Source organism: Micromonospora matsumotoense, assembly GCF_900091525.1.
Taxonomy (GTDB): domain Bacteria; phylum Actinomycetota; class Actinomycetes; order Mycobacteriales; family Micromonosporaceae; genus Micromonospora; species Micromonospora matsumotoensis.
This window is the reverse complement of record NZ_FMCU01000002.1, coordinates 540413-559312: the sequence shown is the minus strand read 5'-3', so window position 1 is coordinate 559312 and position 18900 is coordinate 540413. Positions and strand designations below refer to the sequence as shown.

General features: G+C 73.3%; 20 protein-coding genes. 8 read left to right on the top strand and 12 right to left on the bottom strand.

Annotation, left to right across the window (positions count from 1 at the left end):
* Positions 1–3: 3 nt before the first annotated feature.
* Positions 4–1113 carry an L-erythro-3,5-diaminohexanoate dehydrogenase gene (gene kdd / locus GA0070216_RS06110; RefSeq protein WP_176738851.1) on the bottom strand — a complete coding sequence of 370 codons (1110 nt, stop codon included), beginning with the start codon at positions 1111–1113 and terminating at the stop codon, positions 4–6.
* Between the two features lie 114 nt (positions 1114–1227).
* On the opposite strand from kdd, the gene GA0070216_RS06105 reads away from it, so the two are divergent.
* Positions 1228–2634 carry a KamA family radical SAM protein gene (locus tag GA0070216_RS06105; protein ID WP_425413131.1) on the top strand — a complete coding sequence of 469 codons (1407 nt, stop codon included), beginning with the start codon at positions 1228–1230 and terminating at the stop codon, positions 2632–2634.
* A gap of 57 nt (positions 2635–2691) precedes the next feature.
* Here the strand turns inward: GA0070216_RS06105 and GA0070216_RS06100 are convergent, their stop codons facing one another.
* The 3 genes from GA0070216_RS06100 to GA0070216_RS06090 all read right to left on the bottom strand — a co-directional run bounded on the left by GA0070216_RS06100 (position 2692) and on the right by GA0070216_RS06090 (position 4735).
* Positions 2692–3027: a YnfA family protein gene (locus tag GA0070216_RS06100; protein ID WP_091240206.1), complete on the bottom strand. Its 336-nt coding sequence runs from the start codon at positions 3025–3027 to the stop codon at positions 2692–2694.
* Positions 3028–3091: 64 nt separating this feature from the next.
* Positions 3092–3283: a CsbD family protein gene (locus tag GA0070216_RS06095; RefSeq protein WP_091240203.1), complete on the bottom strand. Its 192-nt coding sequence runs from the start codon at positions 3281–3283 to the stop codon at positions 3092–3094.
* Between the two features lie 333 nt (positions 3284–3616).
* The gene (locus GA0070216_RS06090) at positions 3617–4735 is read right to left on the bottom strand and encodes an FAD-dependent oxidoreductase (RefSeq protein WP_091240200.1); all 1119 of its coding nucleotides are present in this window, start codon (positions 4733–4735) and stop codon (positions 3617–3619) included.
* Between the two features lie 53 nt (positions 4736–4788).
* Here GA0070216_RS06090 and GA0070216_RS06085 point away from each other — a divergent pair, with 53 nt between their 5' ends.
* Positions 4789–5481: a TetR/AcrR family transcriptional regulator C-terminal domain-containing protein gene (locus tag GA0070216_RS06085; protein ID WP_091240982.1), complete on the top strand. Its 693-nt coding sequence runs from the start codon at positions 4789–4791 to the stop codon at positions 5479–5481.
* A 165-nt stretch (positions 5482–5646) separates the two neighbouring features.
* The gene (locus GA0070216_RS06080; RefSeq protein ID WP_091240196.1) at positions 5647–6213 is read left to right on the top strand and encodes a histidine phosphatase family protein; all 567 of its coding nucleotides are present in this window, start codon (positions 5647–5649) and stop codon (positions 6211–6213) included.
* Positions 6214–6290: 77 nt separating this feature from the next.
* On the opposite strand, the gene GA0070216_RS06075 is transcribed toward GA0070216_RS06080, so the two are convergent.
* The 3 genes from GA0070216_RS06075 to GA0070216_RS06065 are packed head-to-tail and all read right to left on the bottom strand — an operon-like array spanning position 6291 to position 8209.
* Positions 6291–6782, bottom strand: a complete 492-nt coding sequence (locus tag GA0070216_RS06075) for an Lrp/AsnC family transcriptional regulator (protein ID WP_091240192.1) — start codon at positions 6780–6782, stop codon at positions 6291–6293.
* 59 nt (positions 6783–6841) lie between these two features.
* The gene (locus GA0070216_RS06070) at positions 6842–7057 is read right to left on the bottom strand and encodes a DUF433 domain-containing protein (protein WP_091240979.1); all 216 of its coding nucleotides are present in this window, start codon (positions 7055–7057) and stop codon (positions 6842–6844) included.
* Between the two features lie 9 nt (positions 7058–7066).
* Positions 7067–8209, bottom strand: coding sequence for an acyl-CoA dehydrogenase family protein (locus tag GA0070216_RS06065; protein ID WP_091240188.1), 1143 nt, complete (start codon positions 8207–8209; stop codon positions 7067–7069).
* A 193-nt stretch (positions 8210–8402) separates the two neighbouring features.
* Between GA0070216_RS06065 and GA0070216_RS06060 the strand changes: the two genes are divergently transcribed.
* Complete coding sequence (locus GA0070216_RS06060; protein ID WP_091240185.1) at positions 8403–9542, top strand: glycoside hydrolase family 5 protein; 1140 nt, start codon at positions 8403–8405, stop codon at positions 9540–9542.
* 70 nt (positions 9543–9612) lie between these two features.
* Here the strand turns inward: GA0070216_RS06060 and GA0070216_RS06055 are convergent, their stop codons facing one another.
* Positions 9613–9777, bottom strand: a complete 165-nt coding sequence (locus tag GA0070216_RS06055; protein WP_245722330.1) for a hypothetical protein — start codon at positions 9775–9777, stop codon at positions 9613–9615.
* A gap of 234 nt (positions 9778–10011) precedes the next feature.
* Between GA0070216_RS06055 and GA0070216_RS34395 the strand changes: the two genes are divergently transcribed.
* Positions 10012–10167, top strand: coding sequence for a hypothetical protein (locus tag GA0070216_RS34395; RefSeq protein ID WP_176738850.1), 156 nt, complete (start codon positions 10012–10014; stop codon positions 10165–10167).
* Positions 10168–10276: 109 nt separating this feature from the next.
* The gene (locus tag GA0070216_RS06050) at positions 10277–11197 is read left to right on the top strand and encodes a 5'-3' exonuclease (RefSeq protein ID WP_091240180.1); all 921 of its coding nucleotides are present in this window, start codon (positions 10277–10279) and stop codon (positions 11195–11197) included.
* A 118-nt stretch (positions 11198–11315) separates the two neighbouring features.
* On the opposite strand, the gene GA0070216_RS06045 is transcribed toward GA0070216_RS06050, so the two are convergent.
* Positions 11316–12224 carry an MHYT domain-containing protein gene (locus GA0070216_RS06045; RefSeq protein WP_425413130.1) on the bottom strand — a complete coding sequence of 303 codons (909 nt, stop codon included), beginning with the start codon at positions 12222–12224 and terminating at the stop codon, positions 11316–11318.
* Positions 12225–12370: 146 nt separating this feature from the next.
* Entirely contained in the window at positions 12371–15175 is a 2805-nt protein-coding gene (locus GA0070216_RS06040) for a DEAD/DEAH box helicase (RefSeq protein ID WP_091240175.1), read from the bottom strand.
* Positions 15176–15261: 86 nt separating this feature from the next.
* On the opposite strand from GA0070216_RS06040, the gene GA0070216_RS06035 reads away from it, so the two are divergent.
* Positions 15262–16029, top strand: a complete 768-nt coding sequence (locus GA0070216_RS06035; RefSeq protein ID WP_091240975.1) for an HAD family hydrolase — start codon at positions 15262–15264, stop codon at positions 16027–16029.
* Positions 16026–16895 (top strand): EamA family transporter, encoded by an 870-nt coding sequence (locus tag GA0070216_RS06030; protein ID WP_091240173.1) that lies wholly within the window; start codon positions 16026–16028, stop codon positions 16893–16895. The genes GA0070216_RS06035 and GA0070216_RS06030 overlap by 4 nt, the downstream gene beginning before the upstream one ends.
* A gap of 86 nt (positions 16896–16981) precedes the next feature.
* Here GA0070216_RS06030 and GA0070216_RS06025 read toward each other — a convergent pair whose 3' ends face one another.
* Entirely contained in the window at positions 16982–17908 is a 927-nt protein-coding gene (locus GA0070216_RS06025; protein WP_091240171.1) for a diacylglycerol kinase family protein, read from the bottom strand.
* Between the two features lie 352 nt (positions 17909–18260).
* Positions 18261–18584 (bottom strand): TraR/DksA family transcriptional regulator, encoded by a 324-nt coding sequence (locus GA0070216_RS06020; protein ID WP_091240169.1) that lies wholly within the window; start codon positions 18582–18584, stop codon positions 18261–18263.
* Between the last annotated feature and the right edge of the window lie 316 nt (positions 18585–18900).

Below are 18900 nucleotides of genomic sequence, written 5' to 3'. Positions count from 1 at the left end.
CACTCAGTCTGCCGCCAACCGGGACTCGAAGAGACCACGTACCCCCGGCTCCGCGCGCAACAACCCCAACGCCAGATCCGCGTGCCCCGGCACGTAACCGTTGCCCACCAGCATCGTCACGTCCGCCGCCAGCCCCTCCGCACCCAACGCCGCCGCCGCGAAACTCGTCGCCATCGAGAAGAAGATCACCGTGCCGCCGTCCGCCGTGGCCAACACCGCCCCGTGCTCACACCCCGGCACGTCCACGCACACCACCGTCACGTCCGCCGGCCCACCCAACGCCGTGGTCACCGCCGACGACAACCCCACCGGATCCCGGGCATCGGCCAACGCCACCACCGACGCCAGACCGGCCGCCACCAGCGCGTCCCGCTCCGCCGCCACCGGCACCACCCCGACGGTACGACCCGCGCCCGCCCGCCGCGCCGCCGCCAACGACAACGACCCGCTCTTACCGCCCCCACCGATCACCGCCACCGTCACCGCCGACCGGTCACCGGCGCGCTCCCGCCGCGCCACCTGCTCGGCGACCACCCGGGCGGTCAACGCCGGCGCCCCACACACGTCCAGCACCGCCAGCGCCAACTCCGGATGCAGATCCGCCGGCAGCACCGCCGCGATGGACCGGGCGAACAGGATCGCGTACCCGTCGCACGGCACCTGCTCGCTGCGCCCGTCCCAACGGGCCAACCCGTCGAGGATGGTCAACGGCGTCAACGTCAACGACACCAGCGTCGCCACCCGGTCACCCGCCGTCAACCCCAGCGGTGACCGGCGACCGACCTCCTCCACGGTGCCGATCAGCATCCCACCCGACCCGGTCACCGGATTCTGCATCTTGCCCCGGGTCGACACGATCTCCAGCACCTCGGCGCGGACCTTCGCACCGTCCCCGCCGTGCTTCTCGGCCAACTGCCGGAAGCTCGCCGCGTCGAGATTCAGCCGCTCGACCCGGATGCGCACCTCGTTCGGGGCGATCCGGGGGTCGGCGTCCAGCCGCCAGGCCGCCTGCGGCAGCACCCCCGCCGGTTCCACGACGCGGTGCAGGCCCACCGGTGATGTCACACCAACCTCCCCCTCTCCACCGCCCGAAGCCCCGGCCAGGACTCGCATCGCGGGAAAACTTACGGCAGACTAATTTCTTCGCCGGATATTTTCCAGTAGCCTTCGAATCTGCCGATCACCGCTCGCCGGTCACCCCGGCCACGCACACCACGAGGAGGGGCCGTGACCCAGACCCAACCGATGGCGACCATCCCTGGGCCCCGCCCCGCCCCGGTCACCGTGCCGACCGCCGGACAGCCCTACGAATACCGCCGCAGCCCCCTGGTCGAACCCGACTGGACCCGCTTCCCCGGCTGGCGTCACATCACCCGCGAGCAGTGGGAGAACGCCCAGTGGCAACGCGTCAACTGCGTCAAGAACATCAAGCAGCTGCGCGCCGTCCTCGGCGACACCGTCGACGAGACCTTCTACGCCGACCTGGTCGCCGACCAGCAGGCCCTGGCCACCATGTCGATGCTGGTGCCACCCCAGATGATCAACACGATGGTGCCGTTCGCCCCGATGACCACCGAGGCGTTCCGCGCCGACCCCATCCGGCGCTACATGATCCCCGTCGCCGCCGACCGGCGCACCGACTGGCCGTCACACCCCTACGCCAGCCGCGACTCACTCCACGAACACGACATGTGGGTCGCCGAGGGCCTCACCCACCGCTACCCCACCAAGGTCCTCGCCGAACTGCTCTCCACCTGCCCCCAGTACTGCGGGCACTGCACCCGGATGGACCTGGTCGGCAACTCCACCCCCGCCGTCGACAAGCTCAAGCTCACCCTCAAGCCCGTCGACCGCTACGACGCCCACATCAGCTACCTCAAGGCCCACCCCGGCGTCCGCGACGTGGTCGTCTCCGGCGGCGACGTGGCCAACGTCCCCTGGCGCAACCTTGAGTCGTACCTCATGCGGCTGCTCGAACTGGAAACCGTCCGCGACATCCGGCTCGCCACCAAGGCCCTGATGGGCCTCCCCCAGCACTGGCTCCAGAACGACGTCGTCGAGGGCCTGGAACGGGTCGCCCGCACCGCCGCCCGCCGCGGCGTCAACCTGGCCATCCACACCCACGTCAACCACGCCCAGTCGATCACCCCGCTGGTCGCCAGGGCCACCCAGACCGCCCTCGACGTCGGCGTCCGCGACGTCCGCAACCAGGGCGTGCTCATGCGCGGCGTCAACGCCACCGCCCCGGACCTGCTCGACCTCTGCTTCGCCCTCCAGGGCGAAGCCGGCATCCTGCCCTACTACTTCTACATGTGCGACATGATCCCCAACGCCGAACACTGGCGGGTCCCGGTCTGGCACGCCCAGCAGCTCCAGCACGACATCATGGGCTACCTGCCCGGCTACGCCACCCCCCGGATCGTCTGCGACGTCCCCTTCGTCGGCAAGCGCTGGGTGCACATGCTCACCGAGTACGACCGGGAGCGCGGCATCTCCTACTGGACCAAGAACTACCGCACCTCCATCGAGTCGGCCGACCTGGAGGCGCTCAACAAGCGCTACGCCTACTACGACCCGATCGACACCCTCCCCGAGACCGGCCAGCAGTGGTGGGCCGCACACCGCGACGACTGACCCCACGCCGTTACCCCGCCGCCCCCGTGACCCCACCGGTCACGGGGGCGGCGGGCGTCACGCCCCGCGTGGGGCGTACATGATCACAGCGACGCCGAGTAGGCAGATCGCCGCGCCCGTCAGGTCCCACCGGTCCGGCCGGAAACCGTCCACCAGCATTCCCCAGGCCAGCGAGCCCGCCACGAAGACCCCGCCGTACGCGGCCAGGATCCGGCCGAAGTGGGCGTCCGGCTGGAACGTCGCCACGAAGCCGTACCCGCCCAGCGCGACCACGCCGCCGGCGATCCACCACAGCCCGCGGTGCTCCCGCCAGCCCTGCCAGATCAGCCATGCGCCACCGATCTCGGCGAGTGCGGCCAGGACGAACAACACCAGCGAACGGGCGACCAGCATGACCGCACGCTAACGCGGATGGCCCCCGGGCGTTCCAGGGGGCCATCCGCTGCGGCGACGTTGCTCAGCGCATGGCGTCCTTGACGTCACGACCGGCGTCCTTGACGTGCTCACCGGCCTGCCGGGCCTTCGCCTCGCTCTGCTCGGTGGCGCCCTCGGCCCGCATCCGCTCGTTGTCGGTGACGTCGCCGATTCGTTCCTTCGCGGCGCCGGTCAGCTCCTGGGCCTTGTTCTTCGCCTTGTCGGTGAAGCTCATGTCGCCTCCTGTCGCTCCGGCGGTTACCCGGGGCCGACGCCCCGGGTCCATGGGGTCCCCGTTCTGTCCGGCCCGAAACGAATTTGCGCCGTAGGCGCTGGTGTTCGTGGTGTGCCCTGGCACACCACGGGTAAGGCATCCTAGGACAATAGGCGGCAGCGGGCTGCTGCTGGCGGCGGGCGTGCGCAGTGTCGGTGCGCCGGCCGACTGACCGGGTCGCTCCGGCGGGGCCTGCCATCCCGCGCGGCGGGCCGCGTTCGTCGCGCGGTGGTTCGGTGCGGAGCGCCGCGACGGCACCGTGCCCGTGCGGTCGCGGCGCCCTGCTGCTGGCGATCAGGAGGGCTGGACCTGGTCGAAGAGGGCGAGGGCTTCGGCGGGGTCCGGGCTCACCAGGCGTTCCAGACCGGCCGTCGTGATCCTCGACCAGCTGGCGGCCCGGGCCCACATCTGTTCCTCGAAGGCACGGACTGCCTCGTCCAGATTCTCCGGGTCGGCGGCGATGGCCTCCGCCAGCTCGGCACCGTCCAGCATCGCGAGGTTCGCGCCTGCCCCCAACGGCGGCATCAGGTGGGCGGCGTCGCCCAGTAGCGTCACCCCCCGGACGTGGGCCCAGGTGTGGGACCCGGGTAGGACGTACACGGGTCGGTGGGCGAAGGCGGTGCCGTGGCCGAGCAGGTCGCGCACGGGAGCGGCCCAGCCGTCGAACAGCGCCAGCAGACCGGATCGCGTGGCCTCGACGTCGGTCAGGTCCAGGTGCGCGTGCCAGTCCAGCGGCGCGCGGAGCCTGGCGTACACCTTGACGTGACCGCCGCTGTTGCGTTGGGCGACGAGAGACCGGTTCACGCCGTACACGGACACCGAACCGTCGCCGATCAGCCGGGCGAGGTCAGGGTGACGGATGTCGACGTCGTCGAGGGAGGTCTCCACCGAGGTGACGCCGGTGTACTGCGGCGTCACCGGCGAGACCGCCGGACGGACCCGGGACCAGGCGCCGTCCGCGCCCACCACGAGATCGAACGTCTCCGGCCGCCCGTCGGCGAAATGCACCAGGACGCCTTCCCCCGGCACCGGCACCACCCGCGTCACCGCCCGCCCCCACCGCACGTCGAGGGAGCCGAGCAGCAGGTCCCGCAGTTGCCCGCGGTCGATCTCGGGGTTGGCCCGCTCGTCCGGAGCGGGCCGCCAGTCCCGCAGCACGGTCCCCGCCGCGTCCAGGATGCGCATCGCCTGCCCTTCGGGACGGGACAGCGCCTGGAACTCCGCCAGCAACCCCGCCTTGTCCAGGGCCAGCTGACCCAACCCCTCGTGCAGGTCCAGCGTCCCGCCCGGCGGCCGGGCCTCGGGTGCGGGATCGCGTTCGAGGACGGCGACGGGGTGGCCGTGACGGTGCAGGACACGGGCGAAGGTCAGGCCCCCTGGGCCGCCGCCGACCACAGCTATACGATGTCTCATGGCGATACACCGTATAGCGCCCGTACAATGCAGCGCAACGACAGGGAGTGATCATGAGTGTCTGGGACCGGCCCGAGCCGCCGCATCCCCCCGTGCCGCTCGACCGGGGGTCGATCATCGCCGCCGCCATCGCGCTGGCCGACGAGGGCGGGCTGGCGGCGGTGTCGGTGCGCAAGGTCGCCGCCCGGCTGAACGCCGGCCCGATGCGGCTGTACGGCTACATCTCCACCAAGGACCAACTGTTCGACCTCATGGTGGACGAGGTGTACGCCGAGATCGTTCCCGGGGAGCGGCCCGGTGACTGGCGGGAGGCGCTGCGCGGCCTCGCCCACCGCACCAGGCAGGCCGCGCTGCGGCACGAATGGCTGGCCGACCTGCTCGGCGGCCGCCCGGCCCTGGGCCCGAACAGCCTCGCCGTCACCGAGGCCACGCTGGCCGCCCTCGACGGCCTCGCCGACGTCGACACCGTCATGCGCGCCGTGGAGACGGTCAGCGCCTACTTCACCGGCGCGATCAGGCGCGAGGTCGCCGACCTGCGGGCCGAACGCGCCACCGGCCTGTCCAAGCGCGACTGGCAGCGTGCCTCCGGCCCGCACGTGACGAAGATGTTGGCCACCGGCCGCTTCCCGGCGCTGAGCAGGGCCGTGCACGACGGCACGGAGGTGGCCGCCGAGGTCTCCTTCGCGACCGGCCTGGACTGGGTCCTCGACGCCGTGGCCGCCAAACTCGCCCGACCGGCGGGGTGACGATCCCCTCCCGCCACCGGTAGGAACCCGGAGGACGACGGCACGCTCTGCGCTCCCGGATGCGGTGCCGGCCACCTGCACCAAGAGGAAACGGATCGGCGTCCCTCCGCCGGAAACTGCGGGCGCGGCCGGGCCGGTGCCGACGGATGCTGGTTGACTGGGCAGATGAGCGAGATCATCCTGATCCGGCACGGCGAGACGACGTGGAGCGCCAGCCGGCAGCACACCTCGTACACCGATCTGGAGCTGACCCCCGACGGCGAGCGGCAGGCCCGCGCGTTGGCCGGGGTGTTGGCCGGCCAGCACCCCGCCACCGTGCTCGCCAGCCCCCGGCTACGGGCGCTGCGCACCGCGCAGCTCGCCGACCTCACCGTCGACCGCACCGACGACGACCTCGTCGAGTGGAACTACGGCCGGTACGAGGGCAGGACCACCGCCGACATCCACACCGACCGGCCGGACTGGGACATCTGGACCGACGGCTGCCCCGACGGGGAGTCCCCTGACGAGATCGGCATCCGGGTCGACCGGCTGCTCGCCCGGCTCGCTCCGCTGCTGGAGCGGGGCAGCGTGGGCCTGGTCGGACACGCCCACCAACTGCGGGTGGTCGGTGCCCGGTGGATCGGCCTGCCCGCTGCGGGCGGCGGCAAACTCCGCCTGGACACCGCCACCGTCAGCGTGCTCGGCCACGAACACGGCCGACCGGTGATCCTGCGCTGGAACGGCCGCTGAGCACGGCCCCGGTCACCGCCGTCGGTTCGTCGACGTCAGCCCCGTCGACCACGGACCCGCAGGACACCGGTCAGGATTCAGGTCGACGCTTCCGCGCCGCCCCGGGCGCGGGTCCGCAGCTCACCGACGGTGACCTTCGGGGGCCGACCCTCGTACGGGGTCGACAACACCACCGTCGTGCGGGTGGTGACGTTCGCGGCGGTACGGATCTCCTGGAGCACCCGTTCCAGGTCGCCCGGCCCGGCCACCCGCACCAGGAGCAGATAGAAGTCCTCCCCCGCCACCGAGTAGCAGGAGTCGATCTCGGGCAGGTGGGCCAGCCGTTCCGGCGCGTCGTCCGGCTGGGACGGGTCGAACGGCCGGATCGCCACGAACGCCGTCATCGGCAGGTCCAGCGCCTCGAACGACACCCGGGCGGTGTACCCGTTGATCACGCCGCGCTGTTCCAGCCGGCGGACCCGCTGGTGCACGGCCGAGACCGACAGGCCGACCCTCTCCGCCAGGTCCGTGTACGACAGGCGGCCGTCGGCGGTCAGCGCGGCGACGATGGCACGGTCGATCTCCTCCACGCGTGCAACCTACCCGGTGGAGCGCTCCCCTGGCGACGACGTCCCGCCGGATGTGACGCTCAGCGGGCCGCCCGGTCGCGCACCGCGTCCGCCGCGAAGGTCAACACCTCGGCCAGATCCTCCTCGTCGAGGAAGGGCAGATCGGTGAGGATGTCCGTCACCGACATCCCCTCCGCCATCATCGCCAGCAGGGTCGCCACCGGGATCCGGGACTGCCGCACGCAGGGTGCGCCACCCATCACCTCGGGGTCGATGGTGATCCGGGGAAAGGTCACCGGCACAGGCTAGTCCTTCGCCAACGCCCGGGAGATCACCAGCCGTTGGATCTGGTTGGTGCCCTCGACGATCTGCAGCACCTTCGCCTCGCGCATGTACCGCTCGACCGGATGGTCGGAGACGTAACCGGACCCGCCGAGCACCTGCACCGCGTCGGTGGTCACCCGCATCGCCACGTCGGTGGCGAACAGCTTCGCCTTGGCCGCCTCGATCGAGTACGGCCGGCCGGCGTCGCGCAGCCGGGCGGCGGCCAGGGTGAGCGCCCGGGCGGCGGAGATCTGGGTGGCCGCGTCGGCCAGCAGGAAGCCCAGCCCCTGGAAGTCGATGATCGCCCGGCCGAACTGCTGCCGTTCCCGGGCGTAACCGACGGCGTAGTCCAGCGCCGCCTGGGCCAGGCCGACCGCACAGGCGGCGATGCCGAGCCGCCCCGAGTCCAGCGCGGACATCGCGATGGTGAACCCCGCCCCCTCGCCGCCGATCAGCCGGTCCGCCGGCACCCGGGCGTCGTCGAAGGCGACCTGCGCCACCGGCGAGGAGCGCAGTCCCATGGTCCGCTCGGCCGCCTGCGGCACGATGCCCGGCGTGTCCCGGTCGGCCAGCAGGCAGGAGATGCCCTTCGGGCCCGGTTCGCCGGTGCGGCAGAAGACGTTGTAGAAGTCCGCCACCCCGGCGTGCGTGATCCACGCCTTGACCCCGGTGACCCGGTAGTCGTCGCCGTCGCGGACCGCCCTGGTGGTCAGCGACGCCGCGTCCGAGCCCCCCTGCGGCTCGGAGAGGCAGTACGCCCCGAGCAGTTCCCCGCCCAGCAGGTCCGGCAGCAGTGTGCGCTGGGCGTCGGTGCCGAACTCGGCAAGCGGGTAGCAGGACAGGGTGTGCACGCTGACCGCCTCGGCGACCGCGAGCCAGCGCCCGGCCAGGATCTCCAACACCTGGAGGTAGACCTCGTACGGCTGGGCGGCGCCGCCGTGCTCCTCGGCGTACGGCAGACCCAGCAGGCCGGCCCGGCCCAGGGTGCGCAGCACCTCCCGGGGGAACTCGGCGCGCTCCTCGAAGTCGACGGCCCTCGGCGCGAGCTCCCGGTCGGCGAGTTCGGTGGCGAGGGCGAGCAGGTCGTGGGCCTCGTCGGTGGGAAGGATCCGGTCGACAGTCATTTTGCGATGAGCTCCAGGGGTGGTGGTGAGCCGTTGCCCGTCGTCGGGCGCCACCCCGTCAGCTTAACGGTCGTTTGGGCCGCGGCCCAGTCCGGTGGTCGGGGACCGACGGCGATCCGGTGAACCGAGGCTGCGGCGATTGCGTACCACCGGGTGCCTTCCCCGGTCCCGACGAGCCCGACCGGAGTCTCCGATGCACCGACGCGCAGTACTGACCTCGACGGGGGTGGCCCTCGCCGCGCTCGTCGCCGGCTGGGCGGCCCTGGCCATCCCCACCGCCAGCGCCGACACCGAGCCGACGCCGCCGGCCACCGCGGGCCCGGTCGCCACCGCCGGGCCACCGGCCACCGCCGACGCCACGACCACCGAATCGCCGACCGCCGGGCCACCGGCCACCGCGCCCGCCGGCTCCCCGGTGGCCGTGCACGGCCGGCTGCGGGTGTGCGGGGTGAATCTGTGCGACGAGGCCGGCGAGCCGATCCAGCTGCGCGGCATGAGCAGCCACGGCCTCCAGTTCTTTCCGAACTGCCTCAACCCGGACTCGCTGGCCGCGCTGCGCACCGACTGGCGGGCCGACTTCGTCCGGGTGGCCATGTACGTCCAGGAGGGTGGCTTCGAGACCGACCCGGCCGGCTTCACCCGCAAGGTCGACGAGGCCGTGGTGGCCGCCAGCGCGCTCGGCCTCTACGTGGTGGTCGACTTCCACATCCTGACCCCCGGCGACCCCCGGTTCAACCTGGAGCGGGCCCAGTCGTTCTTCGCCGAGGTCGCCGCCCGGCACGCCGATCGGACCAACGTGCTCTGGGAGATCGCCAACGAGCCCAACGGGGTCGGCTGGGCCGACATCAAGAGCTACGCCGAGCAGGTCATCCCGGTGATCCGGGCCGCCGACCCGGACAGTGTGGTGTTGGTCGGCACCCGGGGATTCTCCTCGCTCGGCGTCTCCGAGGGCGCCGACGAGACCGAGGTGCTCGACGACCCGGTCGACGCCGCCAACATCATGTACACCTTCCACTTCTACGCCGCGTCCCACCGGGACCTGCAACGCGCTACGGTGGCCCGCGCCGCCCGGAGCCTGCCGCTGTTCGTCAGCGAGTTCGGCACCCAGACCTTCACCGGGGACGGCCCCAACGACCTGGACAGCGCCACCGCCTGGCTGGACCTGCTCAAGAGCCTGAAGGTCAGCTACGCGATGTGGAGCTACTCCGACGGACCGGAGAGCAACTCGGTCTTCCGGCAGGGCACCTGCGCCGGCACCGACTTCACCGGGACCGCCGTGCTGACCGAGTCGGGCGAGTTCATCCGTACCCGCATCCGGGGCACGGCCGGCTGACCGTCGGCTCCGGCCGGGGTGGCGCGGGCGGCTGCCCCGGCCGGAGCAGCGGCACGACCGCCGTCGCCGGTCAGCCGGTGACGGCCCCCGCGACCCGGCGGGCCCGGTCGGGGTGGGTCAGGACGTCCACGCTGTCGACGTACTGGTCCACGGCCCCGACCAGCGGCCGGTCCCGCAGGGCCGGGTCGACGACCGCCGACCGCAGCGCGGCGGCGAGGCGAGGCGCGTCGAGCACCAGGAAGGACCGCCCGTGGAAGGGCCGGGCCGTGGACCCGACCGGCGCGGCAGCCCGGTGGCGTTGGTCCAGTCCGCGACGAGGCGTGGACGCCGCAGACCCTGCGTCGCGCCTACCGGGACGCCTACCACGGCTTCCTCGACCGGCTGCGGGCCCGGTGCGGCCGCAACACCCTCATCGTGGTGACCGCGCAGCAAGTGGACCACCACCGCGTTCGCCGAGGCCGCCGAGCAGGTGGTCCGGGAACGCCACGACCGGGTCCGCTACTGGTACCAGGACAGCACCGGCCTGGACCACGGTGGCTGCCGGTGGCACCCGTCCCGGCGTGACCACGAGCTGATCGCCGACCGGCTCGGCGCGTTCCTGGCCACCGCGCCGGTGCGCTGGTGACCCGGCCCCGCCGGGTACGGGAGACGACCTCGACGCCGTCCGCAGCGCGCTGCGGGGGCGGGGGCGGTCATCCCCCCTCTCGTCGGTGGGTTGTGCCAGGCTGTCGGGCGTGGCAGACCAACCCCCGATCCTGCTGATCGACGCCCCCAGCCTCTACTTCCGGGCCTACTTCGGCGTGCCCGAGTCGGCCGCGCGGACCGCGGACGGCCAGCCGGTCAACGCCGTGCGCGGTTTCCTCGACATGCTCGCCCAACTGGTCCGCACCCGCCGGCCGGACCGGATGGTCTGCGCGTTCGACCACGACTGGCGGCCCGCCTGGCGGGTGGAGCTGCTGCCGTCGTACAAGGCGCACCGGGTCGCCCCGGAGGGTGGTGAGGAGGTGCCCGACACCCTCTCCCCCCAGGTGCCGGTGATCCTCGACGTGCTGGCCGCGATCGGCATCCCCGCCGTCGGGGCGACCGGCTACGAGGCCGACGACGTGCTGGGCACCCTGTCGGTCACCCAACCCGGTCCGGTGGAGGCGGTCTCCGGAGACCGGGACCTGTTCCAGCTCATCGACGACGCCCGCCGGGTCCGGCTGCTCTACGTCGGTCGCGGGGTGGCCAAGCTCGACGACTGCGACGACGCGGCGGTCCGGGCCCGCTACGGCGTGCCCGCCGACCGGTACGCCGACTTCGCCGCACTGCGCGGCGACCCGAGCGACGGGCTGCCCGGGGTCCCCGGGGTGGGCGAGAAGACGGCCGCCCGGCTGATCGACCGCTACGGTGGCCTGCCCGGCATCCTCACCGCGCTCGACGACCCGGGCTCCGGCTTCGCCCCCGGGCTGCGGGCCAAGCTCGACGGCGCCCGCGACTACCTGGCGGTGGCCCCGAAGGTGGTCCGGGTCGCCACCGATGTGCCGCTGCCGACGCTGTCCACCGCGCTGCCGACCGCACCGGTCGACCCGGACCGGCTACTGGAGCTGGCGCAACTGTGGAACCTGGCCGGCTCCTGCCGACGGCTGGTCGACGCCCTCGCCACCCAGCCCTGACCGGTGACCCGGCCGGTCAGGGCTGGGTCACCGGGCCGCACCGTCCCGGCCGGGCCGCCAGCCCCGCACGGCCCGGCAACCCGCACGTCCGGCTCGCCAGCCGGACGGACGGACCCGGTCAGCGCGGCGGTGGGACGTCCCGGCGGGACGGGAACGGGGTGCCCGGGCGGCCCAGGGTGGCCGACCGGCTGCGCAGGCCCACCGGGTCCGGGGCGGGCTCCGGGGCGGCGGCCGGCGGGGTGACCTGCCGGGCGTCCAGGTAGGCGGCGGCGGCCCGGTCGTCGTCGGTGGGGGCGGCGAGCAACGCGTAGACCAGCCCCACCACCACGAAGATCACCGCAAGGACGATCGGCACCAGCAGGGTGCTCACCCCCGCCCCGTTCACCTCGCCGCGCTGCCCGTGCAGGTGCACCGACAGGGCGCTCATGCCGGTGAAGTGCATACCGTTGACGGCGACCCCCATCACCAGCGCGGAGCCGGCGATCGCCAGGCCCCGGCGGACGGTCATCGCCAGCCACAGCGCCACGGTGGCCGCGACGACGGCGATGACCACCGACAGGGCCACCCGGGCGCCGTCGTAGTCCAGGTCACCGTTGAGCCGCATCGCGGCCATCCCGGTGTAGTGCATGGCGGCGACACCGATGCCGGTGAACAGGCCGCCGCCGAGGACCTTGGCCGCGCCGAGCCGGCCGGTGCCGACGATGGCCAGGCCGATCCCGACCGCGGTGACGGCGATCACCGTGCTGGCGGCGGTGAGCGGGACGTCGTACCGGATCCGGGTGCCGGTGACCGCGAAGCCGAGCATGGCCATGAAGTGCATCGCCCAGATCGCGGTGCCGCCGATCGCCCACGCCGCCAGCAGGCCCCACCAGACGCTCTGGCCGGAGCTGGTGGCGGTGCGGATCCGCCCGGCGCAGACCAGACCGAGGAACGAACCGAGCACGGACAGCGCGTAACTCAGGGCGGGTGTGATCCACCCGTACTCAAAGTGATTGATCTCCGCCACGGCGGCCTTCCCCCCACTCATTACCGGCGCGTAGGAGACCGCGCCCGAGCAATGATCGGGGAGGCTCCGAGCAGGCGCAACATCGACCCCCCGGTTTTCTGGCGGGTGCCGTCACGGTGACCTTCCGATGCGTCGATTCACCGCCCTCCGGTGACCGAAAGTGATGATCAGGTGGAGGTGTAATGGGCGAGTACGCCCCGGTTCACGGCGGCGATCGCCTGCCGCGCGGTGGCCCGCAGCTCGGTCGGCGCACCGCCGGAGTCGGATAGCTGACCGAGCAGGTCGGCAACCTGCCGGGCCCACCGGACGAAGTCACCGGCGGGCATCTCGCCGTCGATCTGGTGCCCGCTGGCGAGCACCTTGGCCAGCGTCTCCCCCCGTGCCCACCGGTAGATCGGCCAGGCGAACCCGAAATCCGGCTCGCGGGTGACGGTCAGGCCGCGCTGTGCCTCGTCGGCCTCGATCTCGCTCCACAACGTGAGCGTCTCGTCGACCGCGTCGGCGACCGGCCCACGCGGCAGCGACGCCCGCTCGTCGGCGTCCCGGCGGGCCTCGAAGACCACCACCGACACGGCGGCGGCCAACTCCGACGGGGACAGACCGTCCCAGACACCCCGACGTAGGCACTCGGCGACCAGCAGGTCCGCCTCGGTCCAGATCCGGCCGAGCATCCGCCCGGCGTCGGTGACACCGCCCTCGACGGACAGGTAACCCCGCGCGGTCAGCAACGCGACGATCCGGTCGAAGGTCCGGGCCAACGAACCGGTCCGCCCGGAGACCCGCTGCCGCAGCTCCTCGGTGTCGTTCTCCAACCGCCGTCGCCGCTCCGCCCAGCGGGCGTGTTCCTCCCGCTCCGGGCAGGCGTGGCAGGGATGCCGACGCAGCTCGGTGCGGAGCTGGCTGAGCCGGTGATCCTCACCGGCGGCCTGCCGGGAGCGCCCACCCCGACGACCACCGTGCCGGTCCAGCCCGGTGCCGCTGACCTCGGCGGCGAGATCCCGGCGGGCGGCCGGCGAACGGTGGTTGAAGTGCTTGGGCACCCGGATCCGGGCGAGCACCTCGGCCGGAGTGGTGAAGTCGCCGGGACTGACCCGGCCCGCCCACCGGTCCTGGGTGAGCACCAGCGGCCGGGGCTCACCGAACCCCCCGGTCGCCGGGTCGAGGACGACCGCGAGCCCGGCCCGCCGCCCCGACGGCACCCGGATCACGTCACCGACCCGCAGCCGCTCCAGCGCGGCCACCGCGGCGGCCTTGCGCTGGGTCTGCCCCTGCCGGGCGATGGCCCGCTCCCGGTCGGCGATGGCCACCCGCAACGCGAAGTACTCGTCGAAGTCACCCTGGTGGCAGACCGCCTCCGCGCCGTACGCGTCGATGGTCTCGGTGTTGCGCTGCACCTGGCGGGCCAGCCCGACCACCGACCGGTCCGCCTGGAACTGGGCGAACGACGACTCCAACAGCGCGCGGGCCGGTTCGACGCCGACGCTGCCGACCAGATTCACCGCCATGTTGTACGACGGCCGGAAGCTCGACCGCAGCGGGTAGGTACGGGTGGAGGCCAGGCCGGCCACGTGCCGGGGGTCGGTCTCCGGCGACCAGACCACCACGGCGTGCCCCTCGACGTCGATGCCCCGTCGGCCGGCCCGCCCGGTGAGCTGGGTGTACTCCCCCGGGGTGAGATCGACGTGGGCCTCGCCGTTGAACTTCACCAGCCGTTCCAGCACCACGCACCGGGCCGGCATGTTGATGCCCAACGCCAGGGTCTCGGTGGCGAAGACCGCCTTGACCAGACCCCGGACGAACAGCTCCTCGACGACCTCCTTGAACACCGGCAGCATCCCGGCGTGGTGGGCGGCCAGACCACGCTCCAACCCGTCCAGCCACTCCCAGTAGCCCAGCACGGTCAGATCCTCACCGGGGATCGCGGTGACCCGCGACTCCACCACCCGGCGGATCTCGGCCCGTTCCTCCGCCGAGGTCAGCCGCAGACCGGCCGCGAGGCACTGCTGCACGGCGGCGGCGCAGCCGGCCCGGCTGAAGATGAACAGGATCGCCGGGAGCAGCCCCTCCCGGTCCAGCCGGTCGACGATGTCGGGGCGCATCGGGCCCCGCCAGCGCGGGCCACGCCGCCCGCCGCCGGGGCCGGCGCTGCGCCCCTCCCCCAGCTCCAGCCGCCGGGTCTGGTCCCGGGTGTAGCGCAACAGCTCGGGGTGCACGTCGTGCTTGCGGGCCGCGTCGGCGTCGTGGAACAGGTCGAACATCCGCTTGCCGACCAGCATGTGCTGCCACAGCGGCACCGGCCGGTGCTCGCTGACCACCACCGCCGTCTCACCGCGCACGGTGACCAGCCAGTCGGCGAACTCTTCGGCGTTGGAGACCGTCGCGGACAGCGACACCAGGGTGACCGAGGAGGGCAGGTGGATGATCACCTCTTCCCAGACCCCGCCCCGGAACCGGTCGGCCAGGTAGTGCACCTCGTCCATCACCACGTAGGCCAGCCCGGCCAGGGTGGCCGAGCCGGCGTAGAGCATGTTGCGCAGCACCTCGGTGGTCATCACCACCACCGGGGCGTCCCCGTTGATCGCGTTGTCGCCGGTGAGCAGGCCGACCTGTGCGGCACCATAGCGCTGCACCAGGTCGTGGTATTTCTGGTTGGACAACGCCTTGATCGGCGTGGTGTAGAAGCACTTGCGCCGCACCGGTGGCGTCGCCGGCTCGTCGGCCGCCGCCGACACCGCCGCAGGCGTGCCCCGCAACGCCAGGTGTACGGCGAACTCGCCGACCACCGTCTTGCCCGCCCCGGTCGGGGCACAGACCAGCACCCCGCTGCCCCGCTCCAGGGACTGGCACGCCTCGCGCTGGAAATCGTCGAGATCGAACCCCAGGTCGAGGGCGAACTCTTCCAGGGCCGGGAACTGGGCGGCCTGGGCAGCCCGGCGGCGTGCCTCGGCGTACCGCTCGGCGGGGCTCGACATGTCAGCAAGATTAATCGGTACCACCGACGACCACCCGCCAAGGCCGTCCGGCAACGGGCTCGGGGCGGGTCGGTAGGGTGCACGACGTGCCGGATCATGCCGAACCGCCCGACGCCTCGAACGGCGTCGGGGACGCCACCCCCGCGGGTGCGTCCCGCCGCCCCGTGGAGGCGGTGCTCTTCGACTTCCACGGCACCCTCGCCCAGGTCGAACAGGCCCACGACTGGGTGGTCGCCGCGGCGGCGACATGCGGGGTGAGCCTGGAGCGGATGCGGGCCACCGCGCTGGCCGACCGGCTGCTCACCGCCGGTCGGGCCGGCGGTCCGTTGCCGGCCCGGGTGCCGCCCCGACTGGCCGAACTCTGGGCCGACCGGGATCTCTACGAGCACGCCCACCGGGCCGCCTACACCGGGCTGGCCGAGACGGTCGACGCCGGCATCGAGGGCTTCGCCGAGGCGCTCTACGAACGGGTGCTGGTGCCACAGGGCTGGGTTCCCTACCCGGACACCGCGCCGGTGCTGACCGCGCTGCGGGCCGCCGGGATTCCGGTGGCGGTGGTGAGCAACATCGGCTTCGACCTCCGGCCGTTCTTCGCCGCCTGGGGGCTGGCCGACCTGATCGACGCCTACGCGCTGTCGTACGAGGTGGGTCGGTGCAAGCCGGACCCGGGCATCTTCCTGCGGGCCTGCGGGATGCTCCGGGTGGACCCCGAGCGGACCCTGATGGTCGGCGACACCCCCGCCGACGCCGGGGCGGTCGCCGCCGGCTGCGGGGTGCTGGTGCTGCCGGCCGCCGGCCCTGGTCGTCCCAGTGGTCTCGGCGCCGTGCTCGACCTGGTCCTGCCATCCCCATGATCGACACTTCCGGCCGGACCGCGGCGGTCGGGCTGGTGCTCGGCGGGGCGCTGTCGGTGCACTTCGGCTCCGCCGTCGCCGCGCTGCTCTTCCCCCGGGTCGGGGTGGCCGGCACGGTGACCCTGCGGCTGGCCATCGGGGCCCTGCTCATGCTGCTGGTGTGCCGACCCCGGTTACGCGGGCACGACCGGGCCGACTGGCTCGCCGTCGGTGCCTTCGGGCTCGCCCTGGCCGGCATGAACTCGGTCTTCTACCAGGCCATCGAACGCATCCCGCTCGGCCTGGCGGTGACCCTGGAGGTGCTCGGGCCGCTCACCCTGTCGGTGCTCACCGCCCGCCGGTGGACCGCCTGGTGCTGGGCCGGGCTGGCGCTGGCCGGGGTGGTCCTGCTGGGCCAGGGCGGATTCGACCGGCTGCACCCGGTCGGCGTCGCCCTCGCGCTCGGGGCGGGCGCGCTGTGGGCCGCGTACATCGTCTGCTCCGCGCGGGTCGGCGGCCGGTTCCCCGGCACCGACGGGCTGGCCCTCGCCCTGGCCCTGGCCGCCGTGCTCACCCTGCCGCTCGGGCTGATCGACGCCGGGGCCCGGCTGTGGCACCCGGGGGTGCTCGCGCTCGGCGCGGGGCTGGCGCTGCTCGCCTCGGTGCTGCCCTACACCCTGGAACTGCTGGCCCTGCGCCGGCTGGCCACCTCGACCTTCGCGGTGCTGATGAGCCTCGGGCCGGCGCTCGCCGCGCTCGCCGGCTGGCTGATCCTCGGCCAGGACCTGCACCCGGTCGAGGTGCTGGCGATCGGCCTGGTGGTCGTCGCCAGCATCGGCGCGGTCCGGGCCGCCGCCCCGCGCGTCGCCGCCCCTCCCGGCGGGTAGGTGGCCGGCGGGTGGGGCGGTCCTGCCCTGCCCAGACCGGTGCCGCCGGTGGACGGTCCGATCAGCGCTGCCGCCGCAGGGGCCGCTCAGCGCAGCAGCCGCACCGCCCCGGGCACCGCGGTGATCCGCACCGGCAGGTCCAGGGACCGCTCGCCGTCGGCGTACGTGGTGATGCCCTCGGCGGCCACCTCGACGGTACGGGCCCGGTAGCTGCGCACCAGCGGATGCGCCACGTGGGTGCCGGCGTAGATGCGCGGCTTGACCCGGATCAGGGTGCGCCGGTCGAACCGGCCGCCGACCACCACGTCCAGCAGCCCGTCGGTGGGGTCGGCGGCGGGGCAGATCCGCATCCCACCGCCGTAGCTGGCGCAGTTGCCCACGGCGATCAGCACGGCGTCCACGTGGTGTTCCGTGCCGTCGAGGCGCAGCGTGTAGCGACGCGGGCGCAACCGGGCCAACTCGACCAGGATCGCCAGGTCGTACCGGCGGGGGCCGCGCGGCCAGCGCATCCGGTTGGCGCGCTCGTTGACGATCGCGTCGAAGCCGGCCGCGAGAACCGCGCCGTACCAGCGGTCGGCGCCACCGGCGGTGGACATCCGGGCCAGGTCGACCGGGTGGGTGCGACCGGCGCGCAGCGCGGCGGCGATCACCTCGACGGCGGCGAGCGGGTCGGCCGGGAACCCGGTGTCGGCGGCGAAGTCGTTGCCGGTGCCGGCCGGCACCGGGCCGAACGGCACGGCCGTGCCGGCGACCACCTGGAGGGCCTGGTGGACGGTACCGTCACCGCCGACCGCGACCAGCGCGGACGCTCCGGCGGCGACCGCCGCGCGGCAGGCCGCCTCCGCTTCGGCCGGGGTGTGCGCGGTGAGCAGTTCCACCGGCCGACCGGCCGTGGCGAGGCCGTCGAGCACCCGGGGCAGCAGACCCCGATGGCGGCCCCGGCCGGCGGTGGGATTGGCGAGCACGGCGACCGGGCCGGCCGCCCGGTGATCGTCTGCGGTCACGGCGAGCACCGTACCCGTTCGTACCACGCTCCGGGGGTCACCTCGCGTAACACATCCTAGGTAGCTAGGTGGTTGGTGGGGCGGTCGTCGGGCCCGGCGGCCGGTGGGTGGGTTCCCCGGCATCGTGGCGGGGGCGCAGTGGGGTTCCGAGCCTCCTTCCGGCCTCCCGGCAGGACACCGTTGCCGGGAGGCCGGGGAAGAAGCCGCCCGCCGGGGCGACCGCCTCGCTGGTGCCGGCCCGGCACCAGCGAGGCGGTCGATCGGAAAGGCCGGCCACCGGCGAGGCCATCGATCGGAAAGGGCAATCAGCGGATGGGGTCCCCGACCCCGTCACGCCCCACCGCCGGCTACGGACGGCCGGTCAGCCGTGCGCCTTCTGCTGGCAGGGGACGCAGAATCGGGCCTGCGGCAGCACCTCCAGCCGTTCCGCCGGGATCGCCGCCTCGCAGCGTTCGCAGCGGCCGTAGCCGCCCTCGGCCAGCCGTCGCAGCGCTGCGGCCAGGTGGTCCAGGCTCTGCCGGGTGGCCGCGATCAACGCGCCCCGGGTGTGCGCCTCGGCCGGGTCGCCGGTGTCGGCGGTCAGCTCGGTCAACCGGGCCGTCTGCGTCGCGAACTGATCGGTGAGGGCCTGGCGGAGCATGGTCAGCCGGTGCTGTTCGGCCTGGTGGTGCAGGTCGGTGCTCATGGTGTGTCCTTTCGGGGCACCGCGCTTCGGGAAGCGGGGAACGACGGGCAGAAAAAGGGACGGAAACAGAAAAAGGGCCGAAGCCGAAATGGCTTCGCCCTGGTGGCCGATCCGGAGGAGGAGCGTTTCTCCGGGTGGGCCACGCCCGGCGGGGATCGGGCTCGGCCGCCCCTGGGTGGGCACCACGGCGGACTGTGCCGCACCGGGCACCACCGCCTCGAACCGGCCGACCACGACCGCCGTCACCGGAGAACCGGTGGCGGCGGGACGGCGCAGTCGAACGGCCAGGGACATGAGGCCCACCATAGGCCGCGCC

What these genes read in the sequence shown, in the direction of transcription:
- kdd (WP_176738851.1), bottom strand. Translation starts at nt 1,113, where the DNA reads ATGCGAGTCCTGGCCGGGGCTTCGGGCGGTGGAGAGGGGGAGGTTGGT.
- GA0070216_RS06100 (WP_091240206.1), bottom strand. Translation starts at nt 3,027, where the DNA reads ATGCTGGTCGCCCGTTCGCTGGTGTTGTTCGTCCTGGCCGCACTCGCC.
- GA0070216_RS06095 (WP_091240203.1), bottom strand. Translation starts at nt 3,283, where the DNA reads ATGAGCTTCACCGACAAGGCGAAGAACAAGGCCCAGGAGCTGACCGGC.
- GA0070216_RS06090 (WP_091240200.1), bottom strand. Translation starts at nt 4,735, where the DNA reads ATGAGACATCGTATAGCTGTGGTCGGCGGCGGCCCAGGGGGCCTGACC.
- GA0070216_RS06085 (WP_091240982.1), top strand. Translation starts at nt 4,789, where the DNA reads ATGAGTGTCTGGGACCGGCCCGAGCCGCCGCATCCCCCCGTGCCGCTC.
- GA0070216_RS06080 (WP_091240196.1), top strand. Translation starts at nt 5,647, where the DNA reads ATGAGCGAGATCATCCTGATCCGGCACGGCGAGACGACGTGGAGCGCC.
- GA0070216_RS06065 (WP_091240188.1), bottom strand. Translation starts at nt 8,209, where the DNA reads ATGACTGTCGACCGGATCCTTCCCACCGACGAGGCCCACGACCTGCTC.
- GA0070216_RS06060 (WP_091240185.1), top strand. Translation starts at nt 8,403, where the DNA reads ATGCACCGACGCGCAGTACTGACCTCGACGGGGGTGGCCCTCGCCGCG.
- GA0070216_RS06045 (WP_425413130.1), bottom strand. Translation starts at nt 12,224, where the DNA reads ATGAGTGGGGGGAAGGCCGCCGTGGCGGAGATCAATCACTTTGAGTAC.
- GA0070216_RS06040 (WP_091240175.1), bottom strand. Translation starts at nt 15,175, where the DNA reads ATGTCGAGCCCCGCCGAGCGGTACGCCGAGGCACGCCGCCGGGCTGCC.
- GA0070216_RS06030 (WP_091240173.1), top strand. Translation starts at nt 16,026, where the DNA reads ATGATCGACACTTCCGGCCGGACCGCGGCGGTCGGGCTGGTGCTCGGC.
- GA0070216_RS06020 (WP_091240169.1), bottom strand. Translation starts at nt 18,584, where the DNA reads ATGAGCACCGACCTGCACCACCAGGCCGAACAGCACCGGCTGACCATG.